The 15,197-nt window shown below is 61.4% G+C and carries 14 protein-coding genes; 4 read left to right on the top strand and 10 right to left on the bottom strand.

What is annotated here, in order from left to right:
* Nucleotides 1–106 precede the first annotated feature (106 nt).
* The 9 genes from panC to dksA form a co-directional block, all read right to left on the bottom strand.
* The gene (gene panC / locus V7747_RS14620) at nucleotides 107–958 is read right to left on the bottom strand and encodes a pantoate--beta-alanine ligase (protein WP_335616755.1); all 852 of its coding nucleotides are present in this window, start codon (nucleotides 956–958) and stop codon (nucleotides 107–109) included.
* 4 nt (nucleotides 959–962) lie between these two features.
* Nucleotides 963–1,757, bottom strand: a complete 795-nt coding sequence (panB, locus tag V7747_RS14615) for a 3-methyl-2-oxobutanoate hydroxymethyltransferase (RefSeq protein WP_335616754.1) — start codon at nucleotides 1,755–1,757, stop codon at nucleotides 963–965.
* Between the two features lie 193 nt (nucleotides 1,758–1,950).
* Nucleotides 1,951–2,481 carry a 2-amino-4-hydroxy-6-hydroxymethyldihydropteridine diphosphokinase gene (folK, locus tag V7747_RS14610; RefSeq protein ID WP_335616753.1) on the bottom strand — a complete coding sequence of 177 codons (531 nt, stop codon included), beginning with the start codon at nucleotides 2,479–2,481 and terminating at the stop codon, nucleotides 1,951–1,953.
* The gene (locus V7747_RS14605; RefSeq protein WP_335616752.1) at nucleotides 2,481–3,857 is read right to left on the bottom strand and encodes a polynucleotide adenylyltransferase PcnB; all 1,377 of its coding nucleotides are present in this window, start codon (nucleotides 3,855–3,857) and stop codon (nucleotides 2,481–2,483) included. The genes folK and V7747_RS14605 overlap by 1 nt, the downstream gene beginning before the upstream one ends.
* An 891-nt stretch (nucleotides 3,858–4,748) precedes the next feature.
* Nucleotides 4,749–6,191: a sigma-54-dependent transcriptional regulator gene (locus V7747_RS14600; RefSeq protein WP_335616751.1), complete on the bottom strand. Its 1,443-nt coding sequence runs from the start codon at nucleotides 6,189–6,191 to the stop codon at nucleotides 4,749–4,751.
* A 32-nt stretch (nucleotides 6,192–6,223) separates the two neighbouring features.
* A complete protein-coding gene (locus V7747_RS14595) occupies nucleotides 6,224–9,175 on the bottom strand; it encodes a sensor histidine kinase (RefSeq protein ID WP_335616750.1) in 2,952 nt (983 codons plus the stop codon).
* Nucleotides 9,159–9,335 (bottom strand): hypothetical protein, encoded by a 177-nt coding sequence (locus tag V7747_RS14590; protein ID WP_090475058.1) that lies wholly within the window; start codon nucleotides 9,333–9,335, stop codon nucleotides 9,159–9,161. Before V7747_RS14590 ends, V7747_RS14595 begins: the two co-directional genes overlap by 17 nt.
* A 92-nt stretch (nucleotides 9,336–9,427) precedes the next feature.
* The gene (gluQRS, locus tag V7747_RS14585; RefSeq protein ID WP_335616749.1) at nucleotides 9,428–10,324 is read right to left on the bottom strand and encodes a tRNA glutamyl-Q(34) synthetase GluQRS; all 897 of its coding nucleotides are present in this window, start codon (nucleotides 10,322–10,324) and stop codon (nucleotides 9,428–9,430) included.
* Nucleotides 10,325–10,382: 58 nt separating this feature from the next.
* Complete coding sequence (gene dksA, locus V7747_RS14580) at nucleotides 10,383–10,826, bottom strand: RNA polymerase-binding protein DksA (RefSeq protein ID WP_092287745.1); 444 nt, start codon at nucleotides 10,824–10,826, stop codon at nucleotides 10,383–10,385.
* Between the two features lie 220 nt (nucleotides 10,827–11,046).
* Between dksA and V7747_RS14575 the strand changes: the two genes are divergently transcribed.
* Nucleotides 11,047–12,225, top strand: coding sequence for a pyridoxal phosphate-dependent aminotransferase (locus V7747_RS14575; RefSeq protein WP_335616748.1), 1,179 nt, complete (start codon nucleotides 11,047–11,049; stop codon nucleotides 12,223–12,225).
* Nucleotides 12,219–12,926, top strand: coding sequence for a DNA/RNA nuclease SfsA (gene sfsA, locus V7747_RS14570; RefSeq protein WP_442909274.1), 708 nt, complete (start codon nucleotides 12,219–12,221; stop codon nucleotides 12,924–12,926). Before V7747_RS14575 ends, sfsA begins: the two co-directional genes overlap by 7 nt.
* Before the next feature lie 6 nt (nucleotides 12,927–12,932).
* Here sfsA and V7747_RS14565 read toward each other — a convergent pair whose 3' ends face one another.
* Nucleotides 12,933–13,268, bottom strand: a complete 336-nt coding sequence (locus V7747_RS14565) for a Rieske (2Fe-2S) protein (RefSeq protein ID WP_335616747.1) — start codon at nucleotides 13,266–13,268, stop codon at nucleotides 12,933–12,935.
* Nucleotides 13,269–13,380: 112 nt separating this feature from the next.
* On the opposite strand from V7747_RS14565, the gene V7747_RS14560 reads away from it, so the two are divergent.
* Nucleotides 13,381–14,427 carry a FecCD family ABC transporter permease gene (locus V7747_RS14560; protein WP_335616746.1) on the top strand — a complete coding sequence of 349 codons (1,047 nt, stop codon included), beginning with the start codon at nucleotides 13,381–13,383 and terminating at the stop codon, nucleotides 14,425–14,427.
* Entirely contained in the window at nucleotides 14,427–15,191 is a 765-nt protein-coding gene (locus V7747_RS14555; RefSeq protein WP_335616745.1) for a heme ABC transporter ATP-binding protein, read from the top strand. The genes V7747_RS14560 and V7747_RS14555 overlap by 1 nt, the downstream gene beginning before the upstream one ends.
* Nucleotides 15,192–15,197: the final 6 nt, after the last annotated feature.

Here is a 15,197-nt window from a genome sequence, read left to right as displayed (position 1 = left end):
GCGGGAATGTGGCGGGCTGCGCAGAGCAGGGAGAAGAGCGTAAAGCAGAGAAGGGTGGTGCGCGCTGAATACCCGGCGGCGCGAGGGCGCTGCCGGGTTGGGCTGCCTAGTTCAGGCTGAACTGCAGGTTGTCGATCAATCGGGTGGTGCCGAGGTAGGCGGCGGCCAGGGCTACCAGTTCAGTCGTTTGCTCGTCAGCCGGTTGCAGGCTGTTGGCATCGCGCAGATCAAGGTAATCGGGTTGCAGTCCGGCGGCCACTAGCTGCACGCGGGCTTCCTCAATCACAGCGGCAAAGTCGCGGCGGCCAGCCTGCAGTTTGGCTGCAATCTGCTGCAGGTTCTGATACAGCAGCGGCGCGGTGGCGCGTTGCTCGGCACTCAGATAGCCATTGCGTGACGACAGGGCCAGGCCATCGGCGGCGCGTACGGTGGGCTCGCCCATGATCTGCACCGGCATGCACAGGTCATGCGCCATCTTGCGAATCACCGCCAGTTGCTGAAAATCCTTCTGACCGAAGATCGCAAGGTCCGGCTGCACTATGTTCAGCAGCTTGCTGACCACAGTAGCCACGCCTTCGAAGTGGCCGGGACGGCTGGAGCCGCAAAGGCCTTCGGAGACCACCGGGACCGCCACGCGGGTGTGGCCCTGCATGCCCTCGGGGTACATTTCGCTGACATTAGGCGCGAAAATCATGTGGGTGCCTATCTCGTGCAACTTGGCCTGGTCTTCCGGCAGGGTGCGCGGATAGCTGTCGAGGTCTTCGCCGGCACCGAACTGCATCGGGTTGACAAAGATGCTGACCACTACGTAATCGGTACGCTGCAGAGCCTTCTCCACCAGAGCAATGTGGCCGGCGTGCAGGTTGCCCATGGTGGGGACCAGTCCGATGCGCTTACCTTCCTGGCGGGCACGGCTAACCGCAGCACGCAGCTGCGCAATGGTGTGCAGGGTGTTCATGGATTCAGAACTCGTGTTCAGCTGCTGGGAAGTCAACCTGTTTGACGGCGTCGACATAGGCGCGCACGGCGCTGGCGATGTCTGCCTGGCCGATCATGAAGTTTTTCACGAAACGTGGCAAGCGTCCGCTGATGGATAGCCCGAGCATGTCGTGTACCACCAGTACCTGACCATCGGTGCCGCTGCCGGCGCCAATGCCAATGACCGGAATGGCCACCGCGGCGGTGATCTTGTTGGCCAGCGCTGGCGGCACGCACTCCAGCAACAGCATGCTGGCGCCAGCGGCTTCCAGGGCCTTGGCGTCGTCGAGCAGGGCCTGAGCCTGAGCGTCTTCGCGGCCCTGAACCTTGTAGCCGCCGAGAATGTTCACGGTCTGTGGGGTCAGCCCCATATGCGCGCATACCGGAATGCCGTTGCGGCTGAGCACGCTGATGCTCTCGGCCAGCCAGCCGCCGCCCTCCAGTTTCACCACATGAGCGCCGGCCTGCATCAGCTGGGCGCTGTTGCGCAGTGCGTCTTCAAGGGTGGCGTACGCCATGAACGGCAGGTCGGCCATGATCAGCGCGCCCCGGTTGCCGCGCTTGACCGCACGGGTGTGGTAAGCCATGTCGTCAACGCTGACCGGCAGAGTGCTGTCGTGGCCCTGCAGGACCATGCCCAGGGAGTCACCGACCAGCATCACTTCAACGCCGGCGACACTCTCAAGGTGGGCAAAAGTCGCGTCGTAGGCGGTCAGACACACGATCTTCTCGCCGCTCTGCTTTAGCTTGTTCAACGTCGTCAGGGTTACGTCAGGCATGGCAGATTCCAGTGGTTCGGCCTCACAGAGGCACCAGTTCAGTGTCCGTCGCGCCGGCCAAACAGGGGCGCGACGCGCTGGGTACTCAGGATTATAGGACCCGGTTAAGTATAGTCTTGCTGCTGCAACGTCCGGCCGGTGGGTGCGCAAGATCTAGGCGCAAGCGACCCGACAGAGAACGGCATCCTACGTCTCAGCCGCTGGGTGTCAAGCCTGTTTGCGCATCAGGCTGTTGTATAAAAACCGCCAATGTTTGCAGATCACCACGCGGGCAGGCATCCAGCATCTGCTGCAGCGGCGTGCCATCTGGCATCTGCAGCTCGGGTTGCAGTTCGGCTAGCGGGTAAAGCACGAAGGCGCGGGCGTGCATGTGGTAGTGCGGTACCCGCAGACGTGGGCTGTCGATCCGCTGGTTGCCAAACAGCAGGATGTCGAGGTCCAGAGTGCGCGGTCCCCAGCGTTCGGCCTTGCGCACGCGCCCTTGCTGTTGCTCGATCTGCTGCAGGGCGTCGAGTAGTTGCTCGGCCTGCAGCGCGGTATCGAGCGCGACTACCGCGTTGACATAGCTCGGCTGGTCCTGCGGCCCCATGGGGGCGCTAAGGTACAGGGATGAGCAGGCAGCAACACGGGTGTCAGGAATGCGACCAAGTGCGCGGCAGGCGGCCTCGACCTGGGCCTGTGGGTCGGCCTGGTTGCTGCCCAGCCCGATGTAACAGCGTGTCATCAGGCGTCCGGTGTGTGATTGCGTGGTTTGCGCCGTGAGCGTGAACGCGAACGCGAACGCTTGGGGCTACTGCCCTTGTCGCTGCCGAGCTCGCGGATCATACGCCGACGCTCATCCGGGTTGGCATCCTGATACAGCGTCCACCAGTGACCCAGCCCGTCAGTTTGCTCGCCGGCGCTCTCGCGCAACAGCAGGAAGTCGTAGGCGGCGCGAAAGCGCGGATGCTCCAGCATCTGGTCGGCTCGACGGCCGCTGCGACGGGCAAGACGCGGCTGCATGTCCCAGATTTCCCGCATGGGGATGCTGAAACGCTTGGGAATGGCGGTATGCCGGCACTGTTCTGCCAGCAGTTCATGGGCCGCTTGCTGATGCGCGGGGATGCTCGGAATACCCTGTGCTTCAAGATCACGCACACGTTGCGGCAATGCAGGCCAGAGCAGCGCGGCAAACAGGAAGGCCGGGGTGACCGGTTTACCCTGTGCGATACGCTCATCGGTGTTGGTCAACGCTTGGCGCACCAGCTGCAGGGTGTAGTCGGGACGGTCGAGAATGGCTTCGTCGGTATCCGGGAACAGCGGTGCAAACAGGTCATACTCATAAAGTAGGTCGAAGGTGCTCTGCCCCTGGCCACTCATCAACAGCTTGAGTACCTCGTCAAACAAACGTGCCGCCGGAATATCGTGTAGCAAGGGCGCCAGCTTTTCGATCGGCGCGGCAGTGTGTTGCTCGATCTCGAAGCCTAGTTTGCCGGCAAAGCGGACGGCCCTCAGCATGCGCACCGGATCTTCCTGATAACGCTGCTCGGGCTGGCCGATGAGGCGAACCTGGCGGTTGCGGATATCGTGCACGCCGTTGGCAAAGTCGTGAATCTGGCCAGTGCTGACGTCGTAGTAGAGGGCGTTGATGGTGAAGTCACGGCGCTGCGCATCCTGCTCGAAGGTGCCATAGACATTGTCGCGCAGCAGTCTGCCGGACTCGCTCTGGCGCGACTGCTCGGCACTGGCTTCCTCTTCGTGATTGGCGCGGAAGGTGGCCACCTCGATGATCTCGCGGCCAAAGTGCACGTGGGCCAACTTGAAGCGGCGGCCAATCAGGCGCGAGTTGCGAAAGGTAGCGCGTACCTGCTCTGGGGTGGCGCTGGTGGCGATGTCGAAGTCTTTGGGCTCGATGTTCAGCAGCAGGTCGCGCACGCACCCACCGACAGCGAATGCCTGATAGCCTGCCTGTTGCAGACGCTCCACCACGGTAACTGCGTGCCGGCTTAGGCGCTCTCGGCGCAGGCTGTGCTGGCTGGCGGGAATGACCGTCGGCGTGGTTCGCTTGCGCTGGGGCAAGCCGAACGGAGAGGGGATTTTCTGCAACAGCTTCCGAATCATAAAGGTTGGTTTTCCAACAGCCCGTCATTGCCCGCTTACCGCAATGCTATCGGCGGTGGGCAGTAGAATGAATGTATGAGGCTCAGCGTGGCTCAGCGGAAGTGCCGGCGGCGACTCTGTGAGTGCTGGAGTGTCTCAATTGGCGAGCATTCTAGCCTGAAATGGCTTGAAAGGTAAGGAACAATAGGATATGGAGAAAGCGGGTGCTGCAGGGGAGGCTTGTTGCCGGAGATAAAGCTCAAGGGGAGCATTCACTCCCCCTAATGGTATTTTTTATTGTTGTTATTATCAGAGCTATATTTTTTTTAGACATCAGCGGCAAATGCCGCTATTCGATGAACCCATCTCGGGTTGTCTAAAACAAACGGATTGCTTTGGAAGCTTAGGTTCAGTGCCGGCCTTCATGTGGCTATGGACGGTAGGTTGCTTGGGCAACTTTTATTTTTCTCTTGTCCAGTAGAGCATCCTGCTCGCGACCTGACTGCTATTCTCCAAAAAAATCAGTTTGCTACGTCTCGCACGTTTTGTTTTTGTTGTGTGTGGAGTCGAATATTATTTTTGTTATGTGTTTTGGTTTTTATTGTTGTTGTACGAGATATAAAGCATTTGCCGTGCCAGTTTTTTAAAGCCCTTTAAAAACAATGGCTTGCTGTTTTTCTTTAAAATCGCCCCCGTTGTTACCCGCCCAGTTGTTACCGTAAACCTCGTAAAAGTGTTACCGCTTGGTGGGGTGGGGGTAACAGTTTGGCGGCTGTGGGGTGGGTAACAGGTAACACTTGCTGGCACTTTGCTGTTACCTGGGCAGAAAACCGCTCTGGCTTATGGGCTCGTTGCGGCGGGTGGGGCGGCCATGATGACCGCCTTTGGGGTGCTGGAGGCTGGTTTTTCGGCTCAGCTGTTGGCGGTTTTTTTGCGTGGAATGCCGAGCCGTTGGCGACGTTCCCACAGGCATTTGCGGCTGATGCCCAGCTTGTGCGCTAGCTGGGTTTCGGTCATGTGTTCCTGATGCTCAAGCACAAAGTGCTGGAAGTAGTCTTCCAGGGAAAGATCTTCTGCCGGCTCCTGGCCACTACTGTCGCTGTGCTGCATGGTTTGCAGGGCGTTGGCGGCCTCGGAGGCGCGTTCGTACTCGGCGTCGAGTTCGATGCCCAGCAGGTCTGCGGTGATTTCGTCGTGGTCACAGAGAATGGCAGAGCGCTCGATGGCGTTCTCCAGCTCCCGCACGTTGCCAGGCCAGGTGTAATTGAGAATGGCGTGGCGCGCATCGTCACTGAAGTGCAAGCCTTCCTGCTTCATGTTGCTGGCGGCACGCTGCAACAGCGCTTCGGCAATCAGCAGAACATCCTTGCCGCGATCTCGGAGCGGCGGCAGGCGCAGTTCGATGACGTTCAGGCGGTAATACAAATCTTCGCGAAACAGACCCTGGCGCGCCATGGTCTTCAGGTCGCGGTGGGTGGCCGCTACCAGGCGCACATCCACCTTGTGCGACTGCACCGAGCCCACGCGACGAATTTCCCCCTCCTGCAGCACGCGCAGCAAGCGTGCTTGGGCTTCCAGCGGCAGCTCGCCAATCTCGTCAAGAAACAGGGTGCCGCCATCGGCGGCTTCAACCAGGCCGGTACGCCCGGCGGTGGCGCCGGTGAAGGAGCCTTTTTCATGGCCGAACAGCTCGGATTCGATCAGGGTTTCCGGGATGGCGGCGCAGTTGACCGAAATCAGCGGCGCCTTGGCGCGCTGTGAGCGCTCGTGCATGGCGCGGGCGACCAGCTCCTTGCCGGTGCCGGACTCACCTTGAATGAGTACCGTGGAGTCCGTCGGGGCGACTTTGCCGATGCGCTTGAACAGCGTCTGCATGGATTCACAGGAGCCGATGATGCCCATGTCGTGGCCGTCGCCCTGCGGCTGTGCTGGTGCTGCCGCTTTGGCCGCGGGCTTGCTGGTGGCAACGGGGCTGGCCGGCGCGCTGGCTTGCGCCGCCTGGCGCTCGCTACGGGCCGCGATGATGCGCTGCACGGTTTCAACCATTTCGTCGTGATCAAAGGGCTTGGCGATGTAGTCGACCGCGCCGAGCTTCATCGAGTCCACCGCCGAGCGCAGACTGGCGTAACTGGTCATGATCAGGACCGGGGTGTCAGGCGCGCGTTTGATCATCTCGGTGCCGGGCTCGCCCGGCAGGCGCAGGTCGCTGATGATCAGATCGAACGTGCTGAGATCGTATTGCTCGGTTTCACTGACGGAGCCGGCTTCCTTGACCTGGTATTGGTGCCGCTCCAGCAGCCGCTTGAGTGCGGTGCGGATGATGGCTTCGTCTTCAACTACCAGTATGTGTGACATGTAAACCTCATGCGTGACGGCGCCCGACAGACTCAGGCGTGGACGCCGTTACTGATGTTGCTGTAACGCGGCAGGGTAATGGTGAACCGCGTGCCGCGCTGGGATGTATGCTCGACCGGGCTGTCGATGGTTATCTGCCCATAATGCTCTTCGATGATGGAGTAGACCAGTGCCAATCCGAGCCCGGTTCCTGTCCCCGGTTCCTTGGTGGTGAAGAAGGGCTCGAACAGACGATCCATGATGGCTTTGTCGATGCCGCTGCCCTGATCCTCGATCTGCAGCAGTACCTGATGCTCGTTTTCCTGGGTGCTGACGGTGATGCTGTCGCCGTCGCGGCTGGCGTCCCTGGCGTTGCCCAGCAGGTTTATCAGTACCTGCACCAGGCGCTGGGAGTCACCGGACGCCAGGTGCTTTGGATCACAGAGGTTAACATACTTGACCTCGGGGCCCTTGCGGTTGAGCGACAGCAGGTGCACGGCCTCGTTGGTGCAGGCGGCCAAATCCACTGCTTCGTTGGGATTCTGGTGGCGGCTGCCGACGTGGGCAAAGTTGACCAGCGACTGCACGATACGCGAGACGCGGCGGGTCTGCTCGATGATCTGCTCGGACGCCTCGCGTGCCTCCAGTTGCTCGGATTCGTCGCGCAGGTTCTGCGCCAGACAGGCGATGCCGGTGATCGGGTTGCCGATTTCGTGCGCGACACCCGCTGCCAGACGGCCAATCGAGGCCAGGCGCTCGGAGTGCATCAACTCCTCTTCCAGCATCTGGTTTTCGGTCTGATCCTCGATCAGCAGCACCAGGCCACTGCCGCCCACGTAACCGGGCTCGTCGATGGCGGCCTTGTGCAGGCTCAGCCATTGGGTCTGGCCGTCGATCACCAGTTTCTGTTTGTGCAGGTGCGAGGACTGGTCCTCCACAAAACGCTCCAGCAGATCGCCCCAAGGCCCTGGCAGGCTGGTCAAGCGTGAGCCGATGACGCTGTCGGCCTCGATGCCGGTGAGCGCCTGCATGGCACGGTTCCACATCAGTACTTCATTGTCCTGTGCCAGCGAGCAGACGCCCATGGGCAGGTCCTGCAGGGTTTGTCGGTGATAGCGGCGCAGCGCGTCCAGTTCAGCGGCCAGGCCCGTGAGGCGCGAGTGGTAGTCCTCCAGACGGTTTTCGATGAAGTGAATGTCTTCAGTGACATAGCCGTCCCGGCCCATCTTGAAGGGCAGAAAGGTTTCGATGATGTCCTGGGCAACGGAGGGGCCCATCAGGCCCGACAGGTTGGCCTCCAGGCGGTCACGCAGGCGGCGTAAAGCATAGGGCCGGTGCTCGTCGAAGGGTAGCTTGAGGTCACGCAGTGCCTGTTCCACTTCGTATTGCGCGGTCTTGTTGCCCAGAGGCTTCGCCAATTGTTGGGCAAATTCCTGGGGTGATGCAGCCATTAGCTCCATGCGCTGGGGGCGACTGACGTTGTCAACCGAGCAGGCTTCGGCGGCGCTCTGCTCTTCATTGCTGCGCTGGGTGAACAGCGAAATCAGTGTGAGCACCACGACGTTGACCGCCAGCGAGCTGATGGCCGCCAGGTGCCAGGTATCGGCATTGAAGCTCAGCGTCAGGCCAAATAGCTGCAGCCCCGGCAGGCTGGTGACCAGAGGCAGCAGCAGAGTGATAGACCACACCAGCATGCCGGCAATCAGGCCGCCGATGAAGCCTCGGCGGTTGGCCTGTGGCCAGTACAGGACCGAGAGTGTGCCAGGCAGAAACTGGACCGTGGCGACGAAGGAGGCGATACCCAGGTTGGCCAGGTCCTGCTCGGCTCCGAGTAGGCGATAAAAGCCGTAGCTGGCCATGATGATGGCAGCGATCAGGGTACGGCGAGTCCAGAGCAGCCAGCGATAGATGTTGTTGTCGGCGCTGGGCTGATACAACGGCAGTACCATGTGGTTGAGCACCATGCCGGACAGCGCCAGGGTGACCACGATAATCAAGCCGCTGGCAGCAGACAGGCCGCCGACAAAGGCGAGCAGCGAGAGCCATTCCGAGCCGGCTGCCACGCCCAGGCCCAGTGAAAAGTACTCGGGGTTGGTTGGTACGCCCAGATGCAGGCCGGCCCAGAGAATCGGCGGTACCGCCAGACTCATCAGCAACAGAAATAGCGGCAGGCCCCAACTGGCCGTACCCATTGCCCGTGGATTCAGATTCTCGGTAAAGGCCATGTGGTACATGTGCGGCATGACGAAGGCTGCGGAGAAAAACACCAGCAGCAGGGTGCGCCAGGGACCTTCCTGCAAGGGCGTGTGCAGGGTCTTGAGGGCTTCCTGATTGCTGTCGAGCCAGAGCTGCAGGCCCGCGGGGCCGTCAAACACCACATAAAGCGCATACAGGCCGATGGCGGCAATCGAGATCAGCTTGACCAGGGACTCGAAGGCAATCGCGATGACCAGGCCTTCATGTTTTTCGCGGGCTGAAATGTGCCGCGCGCCAAACAGGATCGCGAACAGGGTAATCAGTACGCAGAACCCCAGCGCCACGGTACCGTGGCCGGATTCCTGCGTCAGTATCTGTACCGAATCGGCGACCGCCTGAATCTGCAATGCCAGCAGCGGTAATACGCCGACTAGCATGAATAGCGTGGTCAGGGTGCCGGCCCAGGTGCTGCGAAAACGGAAGGAAAAAAGGTCGGCGAGCGACGACAGCTGGTAGGTGCGGGTAATGCGCAGGATCGGGCTGAGCAAGACGGGCGCAAGCAGAAAGGCCCCGCAGACGCCCAGATAGTAGGTCAGAAAACCGTAGCCATACTGATAGGCAAGGCCGACGGTGCCGTAAAACGCCCAGGCGCTGGCGTAGACACCCAGTGAAAGTGTGTAGGTGGCTGGGTGGCGGAGTACGGCACGCGGTACCAGGCCGTGCTCGGTCATCCAGGCCACGCCAAACAGCAGGATAAGGTAAATAATGCTGATCAGCAGCAGCTGACTCAGGTCAAAGCTCATCGGCATCTTTTGGGCTCTGTAGCAGCATGCCGGCGATGATCAGGATCAGCCACAGCACATAGGGACGGTACCAGGCACCCTGGGGCTCTATCCACCAATCCATGATAGCGGGTGAGAACAGATAGATGCCGATTACCAGCAGCAGCACCAGGCGGTAGATATACATGGGTATCCGTTGATTTGCGGGCGGCCGCAGAGCGCATTGCCGCTTTGGTCAGGTCCTGATGGTAATCAGGCGGCTGCGCCTTGCCAAGGGCATCAATCAAAGCGGGCGTCGTAGGGCAGGCTTTGCGTGGCGCTGAGGCGCTGTGGTTGCCAGTTTGCAACGGCCCAATTGAGCAGCTCTTCGACACTGGCGCTGCGCAGCTTGGCCGGTGGGTTCTGTGCCAGTGCCTGCAGTGCGCGGAACAGTTGCGCCGGTGCCTGACCCGGGTCGAGTGGCGTGGAGCCCAGACGCTTGCTCAACTTCTCGCCATCTGCTCTTAGCAGCAGGGGTATGTGCAGGTAGCGGGGCGGTGGCTGGTCGAGCAGCTGATAAATCCACTGCTGGCGCGGGGTCGAGTCGAGCAGGTCGGCACCACGCACTACATCGGTGATGCCTTGGGCGATGTCGTCGAGCACCACGGCCAGCTGGTAGGCGTAGATCCCGTCGCGACGGCGGATGATGAAGTCGCCGAGGCTGCTCGCCAGGTTCTGACTGAACGGTGGTTGCAGACGGTCGAGGGTGGTGATCTGTCGATCCGGAACCAGCAGACGTACCGCGTGATCGGGCGCAGGCGGCAACTGGCGCTTGCGGCAGGTGCCGGGGTAAACACCGTCGAACTCCGCCAGGTCGCGGCGTGAACAGTCGCAGTAATAGGCCTTGCCCTCATCGAGCCATAGCTCAAGCTGCGCTTGATAGCGCGCCAAGCGGTCCTGCTGATAGAGGATGGCACCGTCACTGTGCATGCCGTAACAGGCCAGGGTATCGATGATCTGTTGGCTGGCGCCGGGGATGCTGCGCGGCTGGTCGAGGTTTTCCACCCGAATCAGCCAGTGGCCATGGTGCTGACGTGCGTCCAGGTAGCTGGCAAGCGCTGCAACCAGGGAGCCAAAGTGCAGTTGACCGCTGGGGGTGGGGGCAAAACGTCCGACGTAGGGAGCTGCTGGAGGCATGGTGGTCGGTCAGGCGGGCAGGCTGCGAGGGTGCAGCCTGCGGACAACAGGCGGAGGCTTAGCTGCCGACCTGCTTTTCCTTGATCTCTGCCAGCGTCTTGCAATCGATACAGAGGGTGGCAGTAGGGCGGGCTTCGAGACGGCGAATGCCGATTTCAACGCCGCAGGAGTCGCAGAAGCCGTAGTCATCTTCTTCAATACGCTGCAGAGTCTGGTCGATCTTCTTGATCAGCTTGCGCTCGCGATCACGGGCGCGCAGCTCGAGGCTGAACTCTTCTTCCTGGCTGGCACGGTCGGCTGGGTCAGGGAAGTTGGCTGCTTCGTCCTGCATGTGGTGTACGGTGCGGTCGACTTCTTCCATCAATTCCTTTTTCCAGGTATTGAGGATGTCGGCGAAATGCTTGAGCTGCTGCTCATTCATATACTCTTCGCCCTTCTTTTCGACATAGGGGACGAAGCCGCGGATCAACATTGATGTTTTTTGCTTGGCATTGCTGGGCATGAGAACCGCCTCACTTTTTGCTCGATCTTCCTGTTCCAGGTCCCACATACACAACCTGAATGACTCGGCCATTGGCCTGCAAGCGGGCAAAGCTACCAGAACCTGATCACCTGCGCTACTGTTTAGCGCCAGAAGGTGTTGCAGCTGATATTGCCAGCACTGCAGGCCTGCGCCTGGCACGGTATGATCGCCGTTCACGTGCTTTAGTTCAGGACTTTTTATGCCTCAGCAACGCTGGACCCGTCGGGTTCAGGATATCCAGCCCTTTCATGTCATGGCGGTGCTTGCTCGAGCGCGCGAGCTGGAAGCGGCTGGCCGCGACATTATTCATATGGAAATCGGTGAGCCGGATTTCTCGACGCCAGAGCCGATTGTTCGCGCGGGGCAGCAGGCACTGGCCGACGGGCGTACCGGGTACACGCCGGCGCTGGGGTTGCCGGCACTGCGTGAGGCCATTGCCGGTCTGTACGCCCGGCGCTATGGCATCAACCTGGACCCGTCGCGGGTGGTGGTAACGCCCGGCGGCTCTGCGGCACTGTTGTTAATCAGTGCGCTGCTGGTGGAGCCGGGCAAGAAAGTGCTGATGGCCGACCCGGCGTACCCGTGCAACCGCCACTTTCTCCGGCTGGTCGAAGGGCGTGCGGTGCTGGTGCCGACCGGCCCGGAAACCGGCTATCAACTGACGCCGGAGCTGGTCGAACAATACTGGGACAATGATTGCGTGGCCGTGCTCGCGGCTTCACCAGCGAACCCGACGGGCACGCTGTTGAGTCAGCCTGAGCTGGCCGCACTGTCAGCCTGCTGTCGGCGCTTGCGGGCGGAGCTGATCGTCGATGAGATCTATCACGGCCTGACGTATGGCGTGGATGCCTGTTCGGCGCTGAATGTCGCCGATGATGCCTTTGTGCTCAACAGCTTCTCCAAGTACTTCGGCATGACCGGCTGGCGACTCGGCTGGTTGGTGGCGCCAGCCGAAGCGGTGCCGGCACTGGAGAAACTGGCGCAGAATCTTTATATATGCGCGCCGCACATGGCGCAGCAGGCGGCGTTGGCGGCCTTTGGTGAAGCGGCTCGCGAGATTTGCGAGTTGCGCCGTCATGCGTTCCAGGTGCGCCGCGACTTTTTATTGCCGGCACTGCGCGAGTTGGGCTTTCATATTCCCCTGACCCCGCAGGGTGCATTTTATCTCTATGCCGATATGCAGGGGCTCGGTGGTGACAGTCAGCAGCTGTGTCAGCACATCATTGATACCGAGTTTGTCGCGCTGACCCCGGGACTGGACTTTGGCCAGCACCGTGCCGATCAGCACATACGTTTTGCCTATACCACCTCGCTGGAACGGCTGGAGCAGGGGGTCGAGCGCGTAGCCCGTGCACTGCAAAGCTGGCCGGCATGCTGATTCCTTTCGAAGTGCCGTTGACGCCGGCGCGGCTGGTCAGGCGCTACAAGCGGTTTCTCGCTGATGTAGTGCTGGAGGACGGACGCGAGCTCGCGGTGCACTGTCCGAACACCGGGTCCATGCGCAATTGCGGTCAGCCCGGTGACAGGGTCTGGCTGCGCCTGGAACAAAAGCCTGGCCGCAAACTGCCCGGTAGCTGGGAGCTGGTTGAGGTCGCGCCGGGTGAGTTGGCTTGTGTGCACAGTGCGCGCGCCAACAAGGTGGTGGCTGCCGCACTGCAGGCTGGCTTGATACCGCCGCTGGGTGGTTACGCGCAGCAGCGTGCGGAGGTCAGCCTGCGCACCGGGGGCAGTCGCTTCGACTTCCTGCTGTCTGACCCCGGTGAATGTGTGGTGGAGGTCAAATGCGTAACCCTGGCCTTGGGCGGCGGCGAAGGCGCCTTTCCGGATGCGGTCAGCGTGCGCGGGCAAAAGCATCTACTTGAACTCAGCGAGGTCGCCGCCAGCGGCCGGCGTGCCTGCCTACTGTTTTGCGTCATGCACTCGGGAATAGATCGGGTACGGCCGGCCGATGAAGTCGATCCAGAATACGGGCGGTTATTGCGCGCCGCAGTGGCGGCCGGCGTTGAAGTGCTGGCTTGGTCGGTCTGGCCTACGCCAGAGGGATTGCAGGTACGCGGTCAACTACCGGTAGTGCTTTAGGGGCTGTCAATCGAGCCAAAGCTGATCGTCATGAATATGGCAAGGCAGTTGGCGCAGTGACTGGCCGACGCAGGGGCCAGCGACGCATTCACCGGACTCTGGCAAAAATAGTGCGCCGTGGGTCGCGCACTGGATCAGCCGTCGGGAGCTGTCCAGAAACTGATCCGGTACCCACTCCAGTGGCACGCCCCGGTGCGGGCAACGATTTTCGTAGACAAAAACCTGAACGCCCTGACGCACAGCGAACAGTGCCTGGCCTTGATGCATAATGCCCTTGCTGCCGCGTAGCGGGAGATCGCCAAGGCGACACAGTGGGCGGGGTGCGAGCTGGTTGTCGGTCATGGGCTGATTATTACCGGCCGCTGGGTACTTGGCCAGCGTGTTAACGCGGGCTGCGGCGAGGCAGGTAGTGCTTACCTGTATTGCGAGTACCTGCTGAGGATAAGGAAAAAGGATGATAGCGGCCTACCGCTTCAAACCCATTGTTGTTGTGTTGCTGCTGGCGCTGTTGCTGCTGGCGGTCTTGCTGTCGCTCGCGCTCGGGCCGGTCGCCATTCCGCTCGACGACACCCTGCGGGTGCTGCTGCAGCGGGTTACGGCGGCGGATTTGCCGGCGGATCAGGTGTTGATTATCGAGCAGATCCGTATGCCGCGCACCCTGATGGGGCTGTTGGTGGGGGCCACTCTGGCGCTGACCGGCGCGGCCATGCAGGGCCTGTTCCGTAATCCGTTGGCTGACCCTGGGCTGATAGGTGTTTCCAGCGGCGCCGCCTTGGGGGCGGCGCTGGTGATTGTGCTCGGTGCAACGGTACTGGCCCGGCTGCCGGCTGCCTTGCTGCCCTATGCCACGGTACTGGGCGCATTTCTCGGTGGTGTGGCGACTACCTGGCTGGTCTATCGCCTGGGGCAGTCGGTGCAGGGCACCTCGGTGGCCAGCATGCTGCTGGCCGGCATCGCGATAGCCGCTATCAGCGGCGCGGTTATCGGCCTGCTCAGCTACTTGGCGGACGACGTTATGCTGCGCACGCTCACGTTCTGGAATATGGGCTCCCTGGGCGGTGCGAGCTACCAGCGCGTTGCTGTTCTGGCGGTCTGTTGCGCCTTGGTCTGGTGGCGCTTGCCACGCCAGGCCAAAGCACTGAATGCGTTATTGCTTGGCGAGTCGGAGGCGCGTCATCTGGGCGTGGATGTCGAGCGGGTCAAGCGCGAGCTGGTGCTGGTCACCGCGCTGGGCGTTGGCGCCTGCGTGGCGATGGCCGGTTTGATCGGTTTTGTCGGGTTGGTGATACCGCATTTGGTACGGCTACTGTTGGGAGCAGACCACCGGCGCGTGCTGCCGGCGTCGATGCTGCTGGGCGCTGGTTTGTTGGTATTGGCTGACGTTGGTGCGCGGTTGATTGTTTCACCGGCAGAACTGCCCATCGGGATTATCACTGCAGTGCTGGGCGCGCCCTTCTTTCTGGCGTTATTGCTGCGTGCACAGCGCCGTGGAGGTGTCTGATGTTGCAGGTCGATGCACTGGATTGCGCACGCGGCGCCAGAACCATACTGCAGGGTATCTCGTTTCAGTTGGCAGCCGGTGAGGTATTGGCCGTGCTGGGCACCAACGGCGCGGGTAAAAGTACCTTGCTGGCGAGCCTGAGCGGTGAGCTGACGCCGCTCGGTGGCAGCATCATGCTGTCGGGTAGGCCGCTTGCCGGTTGGTCGGCCCAGGAGCGGGCGCGGAGAATGGCGGTGTTGCCACAGAGCTCAACGCTGGCTTTTGCCTTTAGTGTGGCTGAGGTGGTTGCACTGGGCCGCCTGCCACATGCCACTGGGCGACAGCAGGATGAGCTTATCGTCGAGCAGGCTATGGCCGCTACCGATGTCACGCAGTTGCGTGAGCGCAGCTACCTGACGCTGTCAGGTGGTGAGCGGCAGCGGGTTCATCTGGCTCGAGTGTTGACGCAGATCTGGGACGCAGGCGAGCAGGGTTGTCTGTTGCTGGATGAGCCCACAGCGTCGCTGGATCTGGCGCATCAGCAACTGATTCTGCAGCAGGCCCGTGACATGGCCGAGCGCGGTCTGGCGGTGGTCGTCGTGCTGCACGATCTGAATCTGGCTGCGCGCTATGCAGATCGCTTGCTTTTGCTGCACCAGGGGCGGGTCAGCGCCCTCGGTACACCCTGGCAGGTGCTCAGCACCGAGCGTGTCGCCGAGGTGTTCGGGGTTGCCGTGCGGGTGGAGAAGCACCCGCTGCAGGATAGCCCCTTGATCATTGTCTGAGGTGTT

Source organism: Halopseudomonas sp., assembly GCF_036960865.1.
Classification (GTDB): Bacteria; Pseudomonadota; Gammaproteobacteria; order Pseudomonadales; family Pseudomonadaceae; genus Halopseudomonas.
The sequence above is the reverse complement of the archived record's forward strand: the minus strand, read 5'-3'. Positions and strand labels throughout refer to the sequence as shown.